General features: G+C 34.3%; 21 protein-coding genes. 16 read left to right on the top strand and 5 right to left on the bottom strand.

What is annotated here, in order from left to right:
- The first annotated feature begins 123 nt into the window (after positions 1 to 123).
- The 13 genes from JK636_RS21505 to JK636_RS21445 are packed head-to-tail and all read left to right on the top strand — an operon-like array spanning position 124 to position 14360.
- Positions 124 to 2370: a xanthine dehydrogenase family protein molybdopterin-binding subunit gene (locus JK636_RS21505; RefSeq protein WP_202751034.1), complete on the top strand. Its 2247-nt coding sequence runs from the start codon at positions 124 to 126 to the stop codon at positions 2368 to 2370.
- An 11-nt stretch (positions 2371 to 2381) separates the two neighbouring features.
- Positions 2382 to 4637 (top strand): xanthine dehydrogenase family protein molybdopterin-binding subunit, encoded by a 2256-nt coding sequence (locus JK636_RS21500; RefSeq protein WP_202751033.1) that lies wholly within the window; start codon positions 2382 to 2384, stop codon positions 4635 to 4637.
- Positions 4612 to 5466 carry an FAD binding domain-containing protein gene (locus JK636_RS21495; RefSeq protein ID WP_202751032.1) on the top strand — a complete coding sequence of 285 codons (855 nt, stop codon included), beginning with the start codon at positions 4612 to 4614 and terminating at the stop codon, positions 5464 to 5466. The genes JK636_RS21500 and JK636_RS21495 overlap by 26 nt, the downstream gene beginning before the upstream one ends.
- On the top strand, positions 5450 to 5917 hold the full coding sequence (locus JK636_RS21490) for a (2Fe-2S)-binding protein (RefSeq protein WP_202751031.1): 468 nt from the start codon (positions 5450 to 5452) through the stop codon (positions 5915 to 5917). The genes JK636_RS21495 and JK636_RS21490 overlap by 17 nt, the downstream gene beginning before the upstream one ends.
- A gap of 11 nt (positions 5918 to 5928) precedes the next feature.
- Entirely contained in the window at positions 5929 to 6414 is a 486-nt protein-coding gene (locus JK636_RS21485) for a 2Fe-2S iron-sulfur cluster-binding protein (protein WP_202751030.1), read from the top strand.
- Complete coding sequence (locus tag JK636_RS21480) at positions 6407 to 7237, top strand: FAD binding domain-containing protein (protein WP_202751029.1); 831 nt, start codon at positions 6407 to 6409, stop codon at positions 7235 to 7237. Before JK636_RS21485 ends, JK636_RS21480 begins: the two co-directional genes overlap by 8 nt.
- A 16-nt stretch (positions 7238 to 7253) precedes the next feature.
- The gene (locus JK636_RS21475) at positions 7254 to 8591 is read left to right on the top strand and encodes a 5'-deoxyadenosine deaminase (protein ID WP_202751028.1); all 1338 of its coding nucleotides are present in this window, start codon (positions 7254 to 7256) and stop codon (positions 8589 to 8591) included.
- Positions 8582 to 9445, top strand: coding sequence for an FAD binding domain-containing protein (locus tag JK636_RS21470; protein ID WP_202751027.1), 864 nt, complete (start codon positions 8582 to 8584; stop codon positions 9443 to 9445). Before JK636_RS21475 ends, JK636_RS21470 begins: the two co-directional genes overlap by 10 nt.
- A complete protein-coding gene (locus tag JK636_RS21465; protein WP_202751026.1) occupies positions 9438 to 9905 on the top strand; it encodes a (2Fe-2S)-binding protein in 468 nt (155 codons plus the stop codon). The genes JK636_RS21470 and JK636_RS21465 overlap by 8 nt, the downstream gene beginning before the upstream one ends.
- Positions 9906 to 9909: 4 nt before the next feature.
- Positions 9910 to 11163, top strand: coding sequence for a molybdopterin cofactor-binding domain-containing protein (locus JK636_RS24085; protein ID WP_202751025.1), 1254 nt, complete (start codon positions 9910 to 9912; stop codon positions 11161 to 11163).
- Between the two features lie 12 nt (positions 11164 to 11175).
- A complete protein-coding gene (locus JK636_RS24080) occupies positions 11176 to 12096 on the top strand; it encodes a molybdopterin cofactor-binding domain-containing protein (protein ID WP_202751024.1) in 921 nt (306 codons plus the stop codon).
- Positions 12089 to 13780, top strand: a complete 1692-nt coding sequence (gene ade, locus JK636_RS21450; RefSeq protein ID WP_202751023.1) for an adenine deaminase — start codon at positions 12089 to 12091, stop codon at positions 13778 to 13780. Before JK636_RS24080 ends, ade begins: the two co-directional genes overlap by 8 nt.
- A gap of 25 nt (positions 13781 to 13805) precedes the next feature.
- Positions 13806 to 14360 (top strand): NTP transferase domain-containing protein, encoded by a 555-nt coding sequence (locus JK636_RS21445; RefSeq protein ID WP_202751022.1) that lies wholly within the window; start codon positions 13806 to 13808, stop codon positions 14358 to 14360.
- Between the two features lie 85 nt (positions 14361 to 14445).
- Here the strand turns inward: JK636_RS21445 and JK636_RS21440 are convergent, their stop codons facing one another.
- Positions 14446 to 14844, bottom strand: coding sequence for a VOC family protein (locus tag JK636_RS21440; protein WP_202751021.1), 399 nt, complete (start codon positions 14842 to 14844; stop codon positions 14446 to 14448).
- 172 nt (positions 14845 to 15016) lie between these two features.
- Here JK636_RS21440 and JK636_RS21435 point away from each other — a divergent pair, with 172 nt between their 5' ends.
- The 3 genes from JK636_RS21435 to JK636_RS21425 are packed head-to-tail and all read left to right on the top strand — an operon-like array spanning position 15017 to position 17159.
- Positions 15017 to 15571 (top strand): 2'-5' RNA ligase family protein, encoded by a 555-nt coding sequence (locus tag JK636_RS21435; protein ID WP_202751020.1) that lies wholly within the window; start codon positions 15017 to 15019, stop codon positions 15569 to 15571.
- Between the two features lie 16 nt (positions 15572 to 15587).
- The gene (locus JK636_RS21430) at positions 15588 to 16199 is read left to right on the top strand and encodes a GNAT family N-acetyltransferase (protein ID WP_202751019.1); all 612 of its coding nucleotides are present in this window, start codon (positions 15588 to 15590) and stop codon (positions 16197 to 16199) included.
- 54 nt (positions 16200 to 16253) lie between these two features.
- Positions 16254 to 17159, top strand: a complete 906-nt coding sequence (locus tag JK636_RS21425; protein ID WP_202751018.1) for a RelA/SpoT domain-containing protein — start codon at positions 16254 to 16256, stop codon at positions 17157 to 17159.
- Positions 17160 to 17241: 82 nt separating this feature from the next.
- Here JK636_RS21425 and JK636_RS21420 read toward each other — a convergent pair whose 3' ends face one another.
- The 4 genes from JK636_RS21420 to JK636_RS21405 form a co-directional block, all read right to left on the bottom strand.
- Positions 17242 to 17958: a hypothetical protein gene (locus JK636_RS21420; protein ID WP_202751017.1), complete on the bottom strand. Its 717-nt coding sequence runs from the start codon at positions 17956 to 17958 to the stop codon at positions 17242 to 17244.
- Complete coding sequence (locus tag JK636_RS21415; protein WP_202751016.1) at positions 17951 to 18841, bottom strand: ABC transporter ATP-binding protein; 891 nt, start codon at positions 18839 to 18841, stop codon at positions 17951 to 17953. Before JK636_RS21415 ends, JK636_RS21420 begins: the two co-directional genes overlap by 8 nt.
- Before the next feature lie 14 nt (positions 18842 to 18855).
- Positions 18856 to 19233 (bottom strand): GntR family transcriptional regulator, encoded by a 378-nt coding sequence (locus tag JK636_RS21410; RefSeq protein WP_202751015.1) that lies wholly within the window; start codon positions 19231 to 19233, stop codon positions 18856 to 18858.
- 496 nt (positions 19234 to 19729) lie between these two features.
- Entirely contained in the window at positions 19730 to 20260 is a 531-nt protein-coding gene (locus JK636_RS21405; RefSeq protein ID WP_202751014.1) for a TetR/AcrR family transcriptional regulator, read from the bottom strand.
- Between the last annotated feature and the right edge of the window lie 58 nt (positions 20261 to 20318).

Genomic DNA, 20318 nt, shown 5'->3' with positions numbered 1-20318 from the left:
AAGTTCTAATACATTATGATTCAACAAAAATCTATAAAGATTAGATATTGTTTATAGCCATAATGCAAGAACTTTATTGCATTATATACTTAAGAAATAGGGTAATTGGAGGAGGGGGATGCCTTGAAATATATAGGCAAAGAGTTTAACAGGGTTGACGGAATTATAAAAGCAGATGGAACCCATAAGTATCCTTCAGATATGTATGATAAGGATACTTTAATTTTAGGCGTAAAAAGAGCTGAAGCAGCTCACGCTAAAATTATTAGTATAGACTTAGAAAAGGCTAAAGCAGTACCTGGAATAACAGCCATATTTACAGCTAAAGACATACCTGGTACAAACAGATACGGTATTGTGCATAAAGACCAGGAAATATTAGTTGAAAGCAAGGTGCGATGCATTGGTGATCCTATATGTCTGATTGCAGGTGAAAGCAAACAGGCCGTTGAGCAGGCCATAAAAGAAATCGTTATAGAATATGAACTTTTGGAAGTAATCAGAAATCCCTTTGAAGGCCTTAAGGAAAATGCTGAAAAGGTTCATGAGGGCGGAAATTTGCTGCATCATATTGAGCTTTCAAAAGGAAATATTGAGAAAGCTTTTGATGAAGCTGATATATTAATACAGAATAAATACAGTGTTCCTTTTCAGGATCATATGCCTCTTGAGACTGAGGCAGGCTTTGGCAGGATTGATAAGGATGGAAAACTTGCTATTTGGGCTGGTACTCAGACGATATACAGAGATATAGCAGAAATTTCCTATGCTCTAAATATCCCTAAGGAAAATATAAGAGTTTCTGCACCCTTTTTTGGTGGCGGGTTTGGAAGAAAGGATGGTATTACAATTCAACTATTAATTGCTCTTGCTGTAATTAAACTAAGAAAACCAGTAAGAATTTTTCTAGAGAGATCAGAATCCATCAATTCAAGCTACCATAGACATGCTGCTTATATGGAATATAAAACTGCTGTAAGAAAAGATGGTATAATACTTGGCTGTGATGCTAAGATATATTTCGATAAGGGGGCTTATGCAAGCCTTGGAGCTGAAGTTTTAAATTTAGCCGTAGAGCACTTTGCAGGACCATACAAAATAGAAAATACTCATGTAGAGGGCTTTGCAGTTTATACCAATAATCCAATAGGAGGAGCATTCAGAGGCTTTGGAGTGCCTCAGGTAAACTTTGCTTTTGAATCACAAATGGATATAGCAGCTGAAAAGTTAAAAATATCACCTCTTTATATACGCAAAAAAAACGTTGTAAAACAATGGGACACATCATGTATAGGACATACCTTCATATACAGCACAGGACTTAAAGAATGCTTAGAGGCTCTTGAAAATACAGAGCTTTATAAAAATAAGGATAAATATTTAAAAATAGATAAAATGCATAAAGCAAGAGGATTAGGAATAGCAGCCTCCTATCAGGGAGGAGGATTAGGTGTAAATATTCCTGATTTTGCTCAAGGAAAAATAGAGCTTTGTGAAGATGGCAGTTTAATTGCTTATGGCGGAATATCTGATATGGGGCAAGGAAACACAACAGCTTATGTTCAAATTGTAGCAGAGTATTTTAATATGAATAAAAATAAGGTTAGATACACTACCCCGGATTCAAAATATACTTTAGATTCAGGTCCTGCTTCAGCTTCAAGAACTACCTATATATATGGAAAGGCCTTAGAAGGAGCTGCAAAAATACTTAAGGATAAAATGTTAAGCACTGCAGCTTTTGTATTAAATGAAGATAAGGAAAACTTAACAATTAATAATGAAGAAATTTCAGGTAAAACCTGGAGCATGTCCTTTAGTGATATTTATAATTATATGTCTAAAGAAGACAGAACAGCTATATGTTATGTGGATAATCCTATTGCTGCAGATAAGCATGAAATAGGTCATGGACTTCCCCACATCATATATTCCTATGCTGCTCATATGGCTTTAGTTGAAGTAGATACATTAACAGGAAAAGTAGACTTAATTAAATATATAACGGCTACTGACTGTGGTAAGGTTATAAACCCTCAATCACTTAAAGGACAAATACAAGGAGGAGCAGCTCAAGGCATAGGCTATGCATTATACGAAGGATTAAAGCTTAAGGATTCAAAAGTTTTAAACAATAAAATGTCTACCTACATTATACCGAGTATTATGGATGTACCTGAAATTGAAACGCTTCATGTAGAGACTTATGAGGCTACGGGTGCTTTTGGAATGAAAGGTGTAGGAGAAATAAGCATAGATGCACCAGCACCGGCTATTTCAAATGCAATATACAATGCTTCAGGCTATAGATGTTATAGCCTTCCGATAACTGCAGAAAAAATAATAATAAGAGATAGCAGCAGCTTTTAAAGGAGGCTCGTATGAATTATATAGGCAAGGATTATAAAAGAGTTGATGGAGAAGAAAAAGTTAACGGGACAGCAAAGTATGTAGACGATTACAAATTTGATAATATGCTTTATATATCGATAGTAAGAAGTACTATACCTTATGGGAAGATAACTTTAATTGATACTAGTGAAGCTTTTGTAGAAAAAAATATTTATATATTTACAGCAAAAGATTTCCCGGGTGATAACAGTTATGGTTTTCCTATTTGCGATAATCAAATACTTTCTAAAGGAGAAGTTAGATATATTGGTGATGCCATAGCAGTAGTATGTGCTGAAAGTAAGGCTGTAGCTGATAAAGCAGCAAAATTAATTAAGGTTGAGTATGAGAAGTATAAACCTATTTTCGAAGTTGATAGGGCTGAAAAATCTTTTAATAAATTAGTTGTTAAGAAAGATATAGATAAACAAAATTCCTCAGAGGAAGATGTAGTTCTGGAAATGGAACTCTGTACAAAGCATCAGGAACACATGTATATTGAGCCTGAGGGAGCAGTTACTTTTTATGAGAATGAGATTTTAAATGTATATGCTCCTATGCAGAGCCCTTTATCAGCAAGAGACTATGTAGCTAAGGTACTAGGCCTAAGTGCAAACGAAGTGAGAGTTATTCAATCTACAGTTGGAGGTGCCTTTGGTGGAAAGGATGACGTGGTGTATGAGGCGTGCTGCTTTGCTGCTCTTGGTACCTATAAGACAGGCAGACCCTGCAAGTTTATTGCTTCAAGAGAAGAATCCATAGTGTCAAGCTATAAAAGGCATCCAATGAAAACCAAAATTGCATTAACTGCAAATAAAAATGGTGTTTTTAAAGGGATAAAAGTAAGAACTAAGATGGATGGAGGAGCTTATGCTGCTGTCAGTACCTTTGTGCAGTATAGAAATACTACTCATTCAGCAGGACCTTATGTTTATGACTTTGTAGATGTAGAAAATGAGGTTTACTATACTAACAATGTTTACAGCGGTGCTTTTAGAGGCTTCGGAGGACTTCAAGCATGTTATTTCTATGATACGGTTATAGATGAAATGGCCTATAAATTAGATATGGATCCTATTGATTTAAGACTTAAAAATATTTGGAGGACAGGAAAAAATACAGCTACAAATCAGAAGATAGACTGGGAACCTTCAGTGGAAGCAGTATTGAATAGAATTAGAGAAGTGTCAAAATGGGACAGGACTATAAGGGAGTTTGAAAAGTTTAACAGAGATAATAAATATTTCAAGAAGGGGATTGGCGTTTCCTTAGGCTATCACGGCATAAGCCTTGGAGCAGAGGGTGAGGATTTTGCTCAATCAGAAGTAATTTATATGGCTGATAAAAGAAAGCTTTTAGTTACCTGTGGTATTTCTGAGCTTGGCCAAGGTTCTAGAACTGTATTTTCTCAAATAGCTAGTGAAGTATTAGGAATAGACTCCAATTATATAGAAGTTAATAACTACGATACAAATAAGATTTTAAACAGCGGACCGACTGTAGCGTCAAGAGGAACAACAGTAGGAGGAAAAGCTGTGCAGACAGCTTGTGAAAATTTAATCGAATTTCTTAGAAAAGAATTATGTATTTATGAAGGTATATGTGAATGTAAAACTGATTTTAAGGATGGTTACCTTTATTTAAATGGTGAAAAAAGAGCATTCATAATTGATTTTTGCAGACTCTTATCTTCAAAGAAGGAGGTTAAGGCATACGGGCGTTTTAATATGCCGAATATTGATTGGAATGAGCATACAGGTTTAGGCATACCTTACGTTGCATATCACTACGGTGCCCATGTAAGCTATGTAACAGTGGATATGATAACAGGCCAGGTAAGTATTGATAAATATTTTGCTGTTCATGATATAGGAAAGGTTATTAATCCTAAAGCACTGGAAGGACAAATAAATGGAGGAATAGCAACAGGAATTGGCTATGCTTTAACCGAAGATCTTGAGATTCATGAAGGAATAATTGAAAACAATAATTTTGACGGTTATATTATTCCAACCTCTGAGGATATACCTGAAATATATAGTGAGGCGTATGAGAGTAATGAGCCTTTAGGTCCCTTTGGAGCAAAAGGAACAGGAGAACCTGTGCTTACTCCAGTACCAGCTTGTATAGGAAATGCGATAAGATTTGCAACAGGAAAGAGAATAACCTCGCTGCCATTTAGCTTAGAAAAAATAGTTCTTGGTAAGGAGTTGAACAAATATGATAAAAAACTTTGTAAAGCCTAAAGGTATTCAGGAGCTTATCCAAAGTATTAAGGATGATAATTATACCATTATTGCAGGAGGAACTGATTTAATGGTAGAGTTTCATAATGGAAAAGAGATAAAGGGAAAGCTTATAGATATTTCAACAATTGAAGCTTTAAAAGGAATCAAGGACTACGGAGATACTATAACTATAATGGCTGGAACCACGCATAGTGAAGTAGAAAAGAGTGAGGTTATTAAAAAAGAACTGCCTATACTTTCAAAGGCTTGCGGGTTAGTAGGATCAAGCCTGATAAGAAACAGAGGTACAATAGGAGGAAATATTGTTAATAATGCAAATTGTGCTGACAGCATACCTCCTTTGCTTTTGTGTGAGACTGTACTTTGTTTAAAGAATTTTGGAAGAGACAGGATTATAAGATTAGATGAATTTTTAGAAAGGAATGGTATGGTCGCTATAGAAAAAGGAGAAGTTTTATATAGTCTAACCGCTAAAAAGCTGGAAGGCTATAAATGGGATTTGATTAAGGTGGGAAGAAGAAAATCTCTTGCTATATCCAGATTAACTTTAGCCATTGCTTTAAAGGAAAGAAATGGAGTCATAGAGGATTTAAGAATATGCCCTGGTGCAATGCTTTCAAAGCATGCCAGACTTCATGATACAGAAAATAAATTCAAAGGAAAGGAGTTAGCAGAGTGTATTAATGAAATAGCAGAAAGTGCTGCTTGTGAAGTGGAGGAGTTAAGCGGAAAACGCTGGTCTTCTGAATATAAAGAGCCAGTGCTTAAAGGATTAATTATTAGAACCTTAGAGAAATGGGGGCAAAAACATGAGGCTGGAATTTAAGCTAAATGGAAGAGATTTAACTGTAGAAGCAGAGCCGGCAAAAAGCTTATTGGATTTTTTAAGAGATGATATGAAGCTTACGGGAACTAAAAAAGGCTGCGAAATAGGTGAGTGTGGTGCTTGCACAGTTCTTATAAATAAAAAGGCTGTAAACTCTTGTATGGTTATGGTTGGACAGATAGAAGGCTGCGAAGTTTTAACTATTGAAGGAATAAGCGGCGAGGTGCTTATTCCTCTCCAGGGAAAGCTTTTAAATGGAGGAGCCGTACAGTGCGGCTTTTGCACTCCGGGCATGATTATGGCCATACTTGGACTTTTATATGAAAATCCTGCACCGGATGCTGAAGAGATAAGAAGAGCAATAGATGGGAATTTGTGCAGATGCACAGGATATAATCAGATAATTAAAAGCGTTGAGGAATTAAGACTTAGTGAGGTTGTACTAAAGTAGGGGGGATTTGGGTGTTTATAAAATTTAAAATAAATGGTGAGGAAAAAACAGCAGAAGTAAATGCAGAGGATAGGCTTTTAGATTTTATAAGAGAGGAACTTTATCTTACGGGAACAAAGGAAGGCTGCGGTGAAGGTGAATGCGGAGCCTGTACTATCATAATGGATAACAAAACTGTCCCATCCTGTCTGGTTTATGCTTATGAGGCTGATGGAAAAGAATTATATACCATTGAAGGAAAAAAGGCCTTAGAAGAACTTGAGGTAATTCAGCAGGCTTTTGTAGATGCAGGAGCTGTACAGTGCGGCTTTTGTATTCCGGGTATGGTAATGGCTACGAAGATTCTCCTTGATAAAAATATTAATCCACGCAGAGAGGAAATTAGAGAAGCTCTTCAAGGAAATCTATGCAGATGTACTGGCTACGTTAAAATCGTAGATGGTGTAGAGCTTTCAGCAAAACGCCTTATTGAAAGAAGGTGCAAAGTCAATGAGTGAGGTTTTTATTCCTAAAACCCTAGATGAGCTTCTGCCTAATATAGATAATAAAAACAAGAGACTGGCAGCCGGTTTTACTGATATAATACCAGCCCTTAGAAATAATAAGCTTCAATATAAGCCTGTAATAAATATAAATAACATCACTGAGATCAAAAGAATATTTGAGGATAGGGGAAGGGTTTATATAGGCGGTAATGTAACCCTAAGTGAAATTATAGATAGTAAGTTAATTAAAGAAGATTTTAGAATTTTAGCAGAGGCTTTAAAAACTATAGGTTCTGTTCAAATAAGAAATAGAGCAACTCTGTCAGGTAATGTTCAGAATGCATCTCCAAGCGGGGATGGTATTTTAGCTCTTACTTTGCTCGAAGCTTCCTTAATTCTTACCAGTATTGAAGGTGAAAGTGAAGTATCAGTGAAAGATTTTATATTTGGAGTTGGGAAAACCTGCTTGAAAAACAATGAGTTTATAAAATATATAGTTTTAAACAAGAAGTTCAGCGGCTATAAATCTTATTTTGAAAAAGTGGGACTAAGAGGTGCCATGGTTATAGCTGTAGCCTCAATGGGAGTAGTATATAAGCTTGAAAACGGCAAAATAAACGACATTAAAATTGCTTTTGGAGCTGTATCTCCAAGGGTTTTAAGAATAAGCGCTGCAGAAGATTATTTGAAGGGAAAAGAGTTTAATGAAATTACTTTGCTTGAAGCTTCAGAAATAATAGGAAAAGCTATATCTCCAATAGATGACTTAAGAGCTTCTGCGGAATATAGAAGAAAGGTGTGCCAAAATCTTATATTAAGGTTGCTTGAACGTTAAGAAGGAAGGTTAAATAATGAGGATTTTAATTAAAAATGCCTATATTTTAACCATGGATGAAAAACTTTCAAAGTTTAAAGGAAATATCTCAATCAAGGAAGATAAAATTGAAAAGATAAGCAAAAGTGAAATTGAAGGAATATTTGATAAGGTAATAGATGCAGAAGGAAAGGTGGCTATGCCGGGCTTTGTACAGCCGCATATTCACCTTTGCCAAACACTATTTAGAGGACTTGCAGATGATATGGAGCTTATGGATTGGCTCAAATACAGAATATGGCCGCTAGAGGGAGCACATGATGAAGAAAGTATTTATTACTCAGCTAAGCTTGGACTAAGTGAGCTTATAAAAAGCGGAACTACTTCTATTGTGGATATGGAAACAGTTCATCATACAGACAATGCAATACAGGCTATTTATGAAAGTGGTATAAGAGCCTTAACTGGAAAGGTTATGATGGACTATGGCAGTGATGTTCCTAAATCCTTAATGGAAAACTGGCAAAGTTCAGTTTATGAAAGCACCGAGCTTCTTAAAAAGTGGCATGGAAAGGACGACGGAAGAATAGAGTATGCATTTGCTCCAAGATTTGTAGTTTCGTGTTCAGAAGATTTACTTCTAGAAGTAAGCAGACTTTCCAAGAAATATGGTGTAAAGGTTCATACACACGCCTCAGAAAACAGGGGAGAAATAGAGTTTGTTGAACAAGACAGAGGCATGACAAATATAGCCTATTTAAAGAAGATAGGGCTTTTAGATGAAAACTTGATTTTAGCTCACTGCATATGGCTTTATGATGAGGAAATTGAACTTATTAGAAATTCAAAAACTAAAATTGTTCACTGTCCTTCTTCAAACCTAAAGCTTGCCTCAGGGGTTGCTAAAATACCAGAGCTTTTAAATTATGGAATTGATATTGGCTTGGCTTCCGATGGACCTCCTTGCTCTAATAATTTAGATGCCTTTATGGAAATGAGGTTGAGTTCACTTATTCAAAAGGTTAGATTAGGTCCTAAAGCTATGGACTGCAATACAGTTTTATACATGGCTACTATGGGTGGAGCTAAGGTTATGGGAAAAGAAAAGGAGATTGGTTCGATAGAGAAAGGAAAGAAAGCAGATATTATTTTACTTGACCTTAATAAAGTTTATAATGCTCCAAGCTTTAAAGACAACGTAGAAAGTCAAATTGTTTTCTCCGGAAAAGCTGAAAACGTTGATACTACTATAATTAATGGTAAAATACTCATGGAAGAAAGAAAGCTTTTGTACATGCATGAGGAAGACATAATTAAAAACTGTAATAGAGCTATAGAAAGAGTTTGGAATAGGGGAGGAATCTCATGGAATTAAAAGCAGTTATGCAGCCTAAAGATTTAGAGGAAGCTAAAGAACTTATCCATACTTTATCAAACAGCAGGATTTTAGCAGGCGGAACAGATTTAATTATAGATTTAAACAAGAAAAAGCTTTCGGCAGATTATCTTATTGATATAAATAGAATAAATGAATTGAGTCAAATTAAACAGTTTGCTCACCACATCATAGTTGGAAGCATGGTGACCTTTACAGATATATTAGAAAATGAAATCTTTAGAGATAAATTTACTTGTCTTAGAGACTGTGCAGAGATGATGGGTTCTCCGCAGATAAGAAACAAGGCTACCATTGGAGGAAATATAATAAATTCTGCAGCGGCTGCAGATATTGTGCCCTGCTTAATGAGTCTTGAAGCGGTATTTATAATAGAAAGTATGTATGAAAGAAGACTAGTAAGGTGTGATGACTATTTTATAAAGCATGAAAAATATAAGGTACAAAGTGATGAAATACTTGTTGGAATTATATTAAATGATAAAAATACCTTAAGCAGCTTTTATAAGCTTGGGAAAAGAAACTCACTTTCTATAGCAAGACTTAATGCTGCAGTAAGCTTTAATATGGTTCAGGATAAGGTATGGGATTTAAAATTAACATTAGGTGCAGTTGGAAAATTTCCTTTTAGAGTTTATGAAATTGAGTACTTAGCAAGAAACAAAGATATAAGTTATTTGTTTAAAAATGAAATACTGGCTATTCTCGAGGAAAAAGTTAAAGAGAGTATTAAAAACAGGCCAACCATGCCATTTAAAAAGGAAGCTGTTAAGGGAGTTTATACTGAAGCAGTAAAAAGAGCATTAGCAAGGGGTGAGATTAGATATGAATAAAATATGTTTGAAGGTTAACGGAAAATCTCACGAAACAGAAATTTCTTCAAACCTTAGACTTATAGATTTTTTAAGAGATGAATTAAAGCTTAAAGGAACAAAAGAAGGATGCAGCGAAGGAGAATGCGGCGCTTGTACTGTTATTGTTAATGGAAAAACAGTAAACTCTTGTTTAGTTTTAGCAGCTTCATGTAATAATGCTGAAATCACAACTATAGAGGGTATAGGAAGTGATGAACTTCATCCTCTTCAAAAAGCGTTTATGGAAGTTGGAGCAGTTCAATGCGGTTACTGCATACCCGGCATGCTTCTAAGTGCAAAGGCAATTCTGGATAAAAACCTTAATGCTTCAGAAGAAGAAATAAGAGAAGGAATTTCAGGGAATTTATGCAGATGCACCGGTTATCAGAAGATAGTTGAAGGCGTGACTTTAGCTAAGCAGTATATGGGGGGCAGGTAATCCTATGTTAAACACAGTAGGTAAAAATATAAAAAAAGAAGATTCCTTTGAGAAGGTTACTGGTAGAGCTCTTTATCCAGATGATATTGAGTTTGATGATATGCTTTATGCAGGAGCAGTAAGAAGCAGCATACCATTTGGCAGGGTTAAAAGCATAGACTGCTCCAAAGCTTCAGCCATGGAAGGCGTTGTTATGATAATAAACCATAGTATGATTCCTGGAGAGAAGAAACACGGAGTTGTATTAAAGGATCAACCTATACTTGTAGATGATTTAATAAAAAGGGTAGGAGACCCAATAACATTAGTTGTAGCAGTAAGTAAACAGGTTTTGAAAAAAGCAATAGATTCAATTAAGATTGAATATGAAGAATATAAAGGTGTATTTACAATTGAAGAGGCACTTAAGGAAGGTGCTCCTGTTATCAGTGATAAAACAAACATTTTGTATGATCTTAAAATAAAAAGAGGAGATGCAGATGAAGGTTTTAAAAAGGCAAAATATATAGTCGAAAACTGGTATTCCACCCCTCACATAGATCATGCCGTACTCCAGCCTGAGGCAGCAGTAAGCAGATATGATGAAGAAGGTAACCTAGAATTATATGTGGCTACTCAATATCCTCATTATGACAGAGAAGATGTATCAAGGTGTTTAGGACTTAATGAAGAAAAGGTTAAAATTATCAATATGACTATAGGCGGAGCTTTTGGAGTAAGAGAAGATATAACAGTGCAGTGTCATGCTGCCTTAGCTTCTTATTATACTAAAAAACCTGTAAAAGTTGTTTACTCTAGAGAAGAATCAACCATAACTCACTGCAAAAGACATTCTATAAAAATGTATTATAAAACCGGGGTAGATGAAAATGGGAAGCTTTGTGCTCTAAAGGCAAGAATATACGGTGATACGGGAGCCTATTGTTCCTGGGGTATGAATGTGCTCAGAAAGGCAGCTGTGCATGCTGCAGGACCTTATGAAATATCCAACGTAGATATACAGTCCCTAGCCGTTTATACAAACAACTCTTTCTGCGGGGCTATGAGAGGCTTTGGAGCTGCACAAGCAGCTGTAGCTTATGAAAGCCAAATGGATGAGCTATCAAGGCTCCTTAAAATAAATCCGCTTCAGTTTAGGTATATGAATTCTGTCAAAATAGGAAGTATACTGCCTACAGGGCAAGTACTTGAAAGCAGTGTAGGAATGAAAAAATGTATAGAAGAAATAGCAAAATTAGATAAAATAGTTCTTGAGTAGGGGGTTAATACTTTGAAAAAAATAGGGGTAGGATATGCCTGTATGATCTATGGTACAGGTTATGGAAATGGCTTTCCTGATGAGTCAAGGGCTTCCGCAGAGCTTACTTCTGATGGAAAGGTTACTGTTTTTGTTGAGGTAACGGATGTAGGACAGGGAGCTAAAAATGTAATGAGACAAATAGCCAGTGAAGTACTTGACATGAGGGTTGAAGATATAGTAATAAAAAATGTTAATACTTCCTATATGATGGATTCGGGAACGGCAGCGGCAAGCAGGCAGACGTACAATACAGGAAATGCCGTGCTAAATGCTTGCAAAAAGCTTAAAGAAAAGATGGATGAAGCTTCTATAAAAGACAAGGAAAAAGTCTTTAAATATATGGCTGATAATGCTATAAGCCCTAGAGAAGAAGGTTATTTTAAAGCTAATACAACCTCAGTAAATTTAGAAACAGGAGAAGGTAATCCTTATTGGCCTTATACTTTCTCTACAAACAAGGCTGTAGTCCAGGTAGATGATGAAAGAGGAAAGGTAGATGTTCTTGAAATAACAGCCTGTCATGATTCGGGAAAAATAATCAATCCACTAATGGCGGAAGGACAGATACAGGGCGGTGCTGCTATGGGTATCGGCTATGGTATTATGGAAGAAGTCATATTTAATAAGGGAACTATAAAAAATCAAAACTTTAATGACTATATAATTCCTACCAGCAAAGATGTTCCAAAGGTCAAAACAATATTTGTAGAAGAAATAGAAAACAGCGGACCCTATGGTGCAAAAGGTATAGGTGAACCTTCAATGATTGCAACTGCACCTGCAATAATAAATGCTATTTACGATGCTGTGGGGGTTAGAATTTATGACTTGCCGGCATCACCGGAAAAGGTTTTGAAAGCTCTTACAAGTAAGAGGGAAAAGCATGAGTGATTTGAAAAAAGATATAGATATAGCTATTGGAAAAGTAAAAGCACCCTTAGTGCTTAAAAATGGCTTTGTTATAAATGTATTTACACAAAGCATAGAAAAAAATGATATAGCTGTAAATGATGATAAAATAGTTGGTGTTGGAAATTATGTGGGAGAAAAACAGATAGACTGTACCGGGCTTTTTATAGCTCCAGGTTTTATAGATGCTCACGTGCATATTGAATCATCCATGGTTACGCCAGAAGTTTTTTCACAGCTCTTATTAAAAAGAGGAGTAACAACAGCTGTGGCAGATCCACATGAAATAGGAAATGTATTAGGTCCAAATGGTATTGAGTTTATGCTTGAAAACAGTAAAAAAAGCGTAATGGACATATTCTTCATGCTGCCTTCCTGTGTTCCTGCAACGGAGTTTGAAGATTCAGGTGCAGTGCTTAATGCAGAGGAACTAGCTAAATTTATAGATCATGAGAAGGTTTTGGGGCTTGGGGAGGTAATGGATACTCCTGCTGTAGTCAATGGAAGAGAAGATATGTTGAAAAAATTAGAGATGTTTAATGAAGGGAATATTGACGGTCACTGCCCTGGAATTTCACAAAAATGGCTTAATGCATATCTTTGCTGCAGAATTAAAACAGACCATGAGTGCTCTAAGGCAGAAGAAGCCTTAAAGAAAGTACAAAGGGGTATGTATGTTATGCTTAGGGAGGGGTCTGCAACTAAAAATCTTAAGGATTTGCTTCCAGCAGTTAATAAAGATAATTTCAGCAGATTTTTATTCTGTACAGACGACAGACATATTGAGGACTTAATTGAGGAAGGGACTATTGATAATTCAATAAGGCTTTCCATAAAGCAGGGACTTGATCCAATTAAGGCTTATACCATAGCCTCTTATAATGCAGCGGCTTGTTATGGCCTAAAAGACAGAGGTGCATTAGCACCGGGCTATAAGGCTGATTTAGTAATCTTTGAGGATCTATGTAAGCTTAATATAAAACATGTAATTAAAAACGGTGAAATCTATAATAAGGAAATAAGCTTTTCAAATTGTAAATTAAGCAGTTCGGTGAAGCTTGATTTGGTTTCTAAGGAAGACTTTTTAGTGAGACATAAGTGTGATTATGTAAACACGATTAAGCTGATACCTAATTCTGTTGAAACAGTAAAGCAGAGAAGGAAAGTAACGCAAAGTGAAGGAATAGTATTAGGAGTTGAAAGCTCAGATTGCCTTAAAATAGCTGTATTTGAAAGACATAAGAATACAGGAAAAAAATCAGTTGGCTTTGTTGAAGGTTTTGGGCTTAAAAACTGCTCTATTGCCCAAAGTATTGCTCATGATTCACACAATATTATAGTTATTGGTGATAAAGATGAAGACATGGCTTTAGCAGTCAATACTATAATAGATATGGAAGGCGGTATTGCTTTAGTTTCTGACGGAAAGGTATTAGGAAAGTTAAATCTGCCTATAGGCGGGCTTATTACTTCAGAAAATCCCTATGACGTTTTAGAAAAGATAAAAAAGCTTAATAATTTGGCAAGAAGCTTCGGGGTAAAGAAAGATTTTGATCCATTCTTAACTTTAGGTTTTTTGGCTTTACCTGTAATACCTGATTTAAAAATAACAGCTAGAGGATTATTCCACTATGAGCAGTTTAGGTTTATAGATTTATTTAATTAACAACAAAATGAAAAAGGTGATATAAGTGTATTTAAGAGGAATTATACTTGCAGGCGGATGTTCCAGCAGAATGGGTGAAAATAAGCTGATGCTTAAGCTTGGAGAAAATACTATAATAAGCAGAGTTATAGAAAATGCTAAAGCTTCAAAGATTGAAGAAGTAGTTTTAGTTTATGGAAAATATGATGTGGATACGGACATAATAAAAATTTATAATCCAGACTACGAGCTTGGCATGAGTACTTCAATCAAAAGAGGTCTTGAAGGCTTTGATGGTGATGGCGTTATGCTTATCTTAGGTGATATGCCCTTTGTAAGTACTGAAATAATAAATAGATTATATGATGAATTTTCTGTAAGCAATAAAAACATTGCTGCACCCATTTATAAAAGAAAAAGAGGAAATCCTGTTATTATAGGGAAAAAGTATTTTCAGGAGCTTTTAACAAATACAGGAGATAAGGGTGCAAGAGACATTATTAAAAATAATGCTTATGATGTGGAATTAATTGAAGTAAGAAATGATGGAATCTTTGTGGATATTGATGATAAAGAAAGTTATAAAACTTTAGAGGCCTAAGAGATAAAGAACGCAGCAATTTTATGCTGCGTTCTTATATTTATAAATAAAAGAATATGTAGTATCTATGCGGGGCTCAGAGATTTTATCTGCTTAAAGTATAGTTTAAGCCCCAAGTAACTCCATAGCTATCCGTTATGACTGCGTGATAGGCTCCCCAAAAGGTCTTTTGAAGCTCGAAGCCAACTACTCCGTTAGCTTTAAGAGAATTATATACTTTATTTATTTCTTCTTCGCTTTCAAGCTCTAATACGAAATGAGTTTCAGAACCCTTTTGCTTGTCATCGAACAAATCTACAAAATACAATACACAATTAGTATTAACATGAAGTTCGGAATGAATAATTTTCCCTTCAAAGCCTTTAAACATTTCTTTTCCATCAGCTAATTGAAGATTTTTTATTTCTCCCCCAAATAATTCTTTGTAAAAATCTAAAGCTTCCTTGCAGTTTTCAACATAAATTTCAGGTGTTATGCTTTTCATATGTATATCTCCAATCTTTTGAATTTTTTGCTTGTATAAATAAATATATCAATGATAATTATCTTTAGCAATATACTTTTCGTATTTAGGTATAAGATTAATAGGAATGTAAATCTATTAGTGGTATAATATTGCTTAATAAAAAATTGTGAATTCTAGAAGGAGAATAAATATGTACGCAGTAGCTGCACTTTTTGATACTGAAACTGAGAAGTGTATAAAAAACTTGTGGAATGGCTTAAGTGATAAGGGAATATCGAATTATGGACAAGAGGCAAAGGATAGAAGAGCTCATATTACTATTGCTGATTACAATAATTTAGACAAAAATTCATTTATAGAATTAGCAGAGGAAGTATATAAAGATAAAAATCAAATAGAAATAAGCCTCAGCATACTTGGTACTTTTGTAAAATCTGGAACTTTGTTTGTTTCAGCAGCAATAACTACGGAATTACATGAGCTTCATAAAAATTATCATGATAAATTTGCAGAATTTAATGATGATCCGAATTCCTTTTATCTTCCCGGAAAATGGGTGCCTCACTGCACAATTGCAAGCAGACTTAATGATGAAAACATGCTAAAGGCATTTGATTACTGCTCGAAAGAATTAAAAATGATTAAGGGTAAAATTACTGAAATAGCTTTGCTTGAATTCAAAGAGTTTAATGAAGCTGGAGTATGTATAAATGCTCCTATAATTTACTCTAAAAAACTTAAGTGAAATTTGAGGTGATTCTATGGGTATTGTTTATGAAAATAAAGTAATAAATTTAACTGCGTATTCCATGGATAACACTATATGGCATGACTTTGAAAAATTGTTTGGTGATAACGGAGCATGCGGTGGCTGTTGGTGTATGTCTTGGAGATTAAAAAAGTCTCACTTTGAGATGGGAAAAGGTATTCAGAATAAGAACGCAATGAAAAACTTAGTTGAGAAAAATGAAGTAATTGGAGTATTGGCATATATAGATGGAAAGCCAATTGGATGGTGTGCAGTTGCCCCGAGAGAAAAGTATATTAGGCTGGAGAATTCAAGGGTTTTTAAAAGGATAGATAATGAGGAAGTTTGGTCTATTACTTGTCTTTACATATTGAAATCATATAGAAGAAAAGGGATTTCTACAGAGTTAATTAAGTCAGCAATTAATTACTGCAGACTAAATAAAGTTAAAATAGTTGAGGCCTATCCAACTGTGCCTTATGAGGACAGAGTTCCTGATGCTTTTTTATGGACTGGTATACCCATAGCCTTTGAAGAAGCTGGCTTTGAAATAGCTGAAAGAAGATCTAAATGGAAAATTATGATGAGATATTATATATGTGATGAAGAGAGTACTGAAGGCTAAGGCTTTGAATATAAAGCAGAGTAAAGATTAACCGAAGGATGCAGGTGACTTTTAATGAATTTTACCAAGGATTACTTTCTAAAGAAATATAATTTTACAGATGCAGAACTTAAAGAAAACAATATATCCTGGGAGACTCTTAATGGAATATATAATGATTTTACTGATTATATAAACCTTTATGAAAGCCAAGTGGATTTTATTGCAAATACATTAAGGACACATAATAAAATACATTCAGTTAAGGCTAGAGTAAAGGATGCAGAACATTTAGTTGAAAAGATAATAAGAAAAACTCCTGATAGAAGGAAAAAGTATGGAGATTCCTTTCAGTTTTCAGTCCAAAATTACAAGCATGAAATAACAGATTTAATCGGCGTTAGAGCAATACATATATTTAAGGAAGATTGGGAAGACATACATAGCTTTATAACTAATACTTGGAGGGTAGGAGAGATAACAGCAAATGTAAGAGAGGGTGACGATACCAAAAGATTTGAGGAGCTTAATATAGCAATCCAATCCAGAAAATCTGGTTATCGTTCAGTACACTACTTGATTGAATCCTATCCCACAAATGAGAAGGTAATAGCTGAAATTCAAGTCAGGACTATATTTGAAGAGGGGTACGGGGAAATCGATCATCAATTAAGATATTCTCATGACCAGATTCCGGAAGTGCTTGCATTGAATTTATTGCTTTTAAATCGTATTGCAGGGAGTTCTGATGAAATGGCTTCTCTTATCAATATGTTAAATAGAAATTGGACTGATATGGAAGCAAAGTATGAGAATATAATTGCCAATAAAAATAAAGAAATTGAAAACCTCATAGGTAAAATTGACAAGATAACCTCTATAGAAACTAAAGACAAACAAGAGTTACTATTAAGTCTAAATAAGATTATTATGAAAGATGAGTTTGCAAATTTAGCTGAGGACTTAAATAAGGCTTTTTAAAAGTAAATGTAGACTAGGAATAAATTTAGTTGAAGTTATTCCTAGTCTATTTATTATTTTACAAGCGGATTCACTTTAAAATCTATCTAAGCTGAGTTCTTCTAATTATAAAATAGCTCGTTGTAAAGCATATGACTGCAATTATCAAATTTACTACACTCATTGAAAGCCAATTTGTGCGTATTGCTTCAGGAAACATAAGACTAACGGGAATACCTAAAGCTGGAAGCACTATAGCAAATATAATAATAAAGCTTGCAATAATAATGAACCATCCATATTCCCCGATAAAATAAGCTAACTGAGAGAACATAGTTACAACTGCAAAAGTAGTTAGAAATATTAAAAATATACTAATAGTTAACTTCATGGCTGATAATAAAGTAAGTTTTTCAAAGATTGAACTGAAATTATTTAGCTGGTTGATTCCAAGATAATTAAAAATAACATTTTCCAAAGCAAAGAGGATAGTATTGATAAGTGAAAAAACTAAGGATATAACTATATAGTAAGCTAAGCTGCCTAAAAAATATTCTTTTCTAGTAGATCCCATTCTTAAGCTGTAATTGATTGAGGCCTTTGGAGCTGTAATTGAATCAAGAACCGAGTACAAGAACATTATGAATGTAATTAGACCAACATAAGTCACAGAGCCAGAGGAACCCTTGAAGCTCGAACCTGATGAAAATACAGAAAATGTGATTATTATTAATAAAGTAATAGTAGCTAATAAACCAGCCATAGGAAGAAAGCTCGCATTTTTATAGGATAGGTACATATTTGCTTTAATTTTACTCATAAAATTCACCTCTATTACTCATTGAAGTCATATATACAAAAAAATCTTGAAGGGGAACAGTTTTAAATTCAATACCTTCTAATTTAAGTTTACGGGCTTCTTCAAAAGCCAGGTTATCATATATTACAGCAGAAGCTGAAAGGCCAGCCTGCTCGTAGTTTATAACATTTTTTCCTTTAAGAATATCGTTAAGAATATCCTTACTTCCGGACAAATAAACAGTCTTACTCTTTAAGTTATCAACTTCCTCTGTCAAAAGTACTTTGCCTTTATCAAGAATTATAATATGCTCAAATATTTTGCTGACTTCATCAATTAAGTGAGTAGAAAAAATTATAGTTCTTGGATTCTCTGTATAATCTTTAAGAAGTATATCATAAAAAGTATATCTAGAGGCGGCGTCCAAGCCAAGATAAGGCTCATCATACAGAGTAACTGGAGCTCTGCTGGAGAGTCCAATCACTATGCCTAAAATTGACTGCATTCCTTTTGAAAGGGCAGAGTATTTTTTATTTGAAGTTAAGTTAAATTCTTTAAGCAGCTTTAAGGCAAAGTTATTGTCCCATTTATCATAAAACTTAGAGGAGATATCTAATATCTCATGAATCTTAAGCATGGCTAGATAGTTTTCAGCTTCCTTAACAAAACACATCTGACTAAGAACCTTTGAATTTTCATAAGGCTGTTCACCTAAAATTGCAATGGTTCCGCCGCTTTGAAGGCTTTGAGCAGATAATAGGTTTAACAGTGTGGTTTTACCAGCACCATTTCTTCCAAGAAGTCCATATATTTTATTTTCTTCAATTGTTAAATTCACTTTATCTAGAGCTAAGGTTTTTCTGAATTTTTTTGTTACATTAATACACTCCACTGCATAAGCCATATGCTATTCCCCCTTTATTGCTTTAAATATATATCAGCATCATTTATCATTTCAATAATGCTTTCCTTAGGAATATTAAGCTTTTGTGCTTCTGACATAAGTTTTAAAACATATTCGTCGAAGAAAACTTTCTTTCTTGTTTTAATAATTTCACTTTTAGCACCAGAAGCTATGAACATGCCAATTCCTCTCTTTTTATAAATAATTCCTTCCTCAACTAAAGTATTTATACCCTTAGCTGCGGTAGCAGGATTTATTTTGTATAGAGAGACAAGTTGATTAGTAGAGGGGACTTGATCTTCTTCATTTAATAATCCTTTTAGTATATCGTCTTTTATTCCTTCAGATATTTGGAGATAAATAGGTCTTATATCGTCTTCAGATAGTTTCATCTGACCTCTCCTTTCACTGGAACACTGAGCAGCTTACTTGGTTCCGCTTACAAACCTGCGTTAAACTATAGCAATCTTACAGGTAGTATGGTTACATGGTTATGTAACTAACTATAACACTAATTGTGGAAAAAATCAATATATATGTAAAAGATAAACAAAAAAGGTTAAGAAATATAATATCTCTTAACCTTTTTATACTTTATAAGTTTATGCCTTTTGCGGATGTGAAACTTTTTTACTTTTAAGCATTAAGGCAATTACAAGACCGACCAACGCGATTATATCAACTGTGATAAACATATTTTTATAGCCGGAATTAATTGTACTTTGTAATACATTTTAATTACAGCTCTGCTATTTTCTATAAGGTTCCAGCTGCAGTACAACCCATACCTAAGGCTATAACAAGTTTAGCAGAAAACTTATCAAAGATAGATAAAACTATAACTCTCCTTTTTCTTTTTGAGCCTTGCTCATAAAACTTTAAAAAGATTTATATATTCATTTGCTCATATAATTCGTCAAATGACATATATTTGTTTTTGTTTAAATCCATTATGTTTATAACTATAAAGTGTGCCAGCTTTTGCATCGAAAGTGAAGATTTAATACTTCCTCTGTTTTTTTCAATGGATAGTATTTCTTCTATCTTCACATATATATCCTGCATATCATAATCTCTTTTGCTTTCGTAACCCTTTAGCATGGCAATTTCATAAAATATAGATATATACTTATCTACAAAGTTCTGCATTGATATATAAATTTTTCTGATTTTTTCCTTTAGAGATTCTTCAGAGGTTTTAAGTCTTTCTGCAAGATTGAGAGTATTTCTCCAATCATCTCTGAATATCTCAGAAACAAACTCCTCTTTGTTAGAAAAATAATTGTAGAAAGTACCTATTGCAATGCCACAGCTCTTTGCTATATCTCTTATATTAAGTTCTTTATAGTTTTTTTCAATTAGTGTTTTTCTGCCTTCTAATATAAGGCTTTCTTTGACGTTTTCAATTATCTTTGGCATAATATCATTCCTTTGTAAACCTTGTTCATACAATATCATTTCCATAATAGGTATGTCA

The organism is Clostridium rhizosphaerae (assembly GCF_016765585.1).
Lineage (GTDB): Bacteria > Bacillota > Clostridia > Clostridiales > Clostridiaceae > Clostridium_AT > Clostridium_AT rhizosphaerae.
Note: the sequence above shows the minus strand (reverse complement) of the source record. Positions and strands in the feature narration are given on the sequence as shown.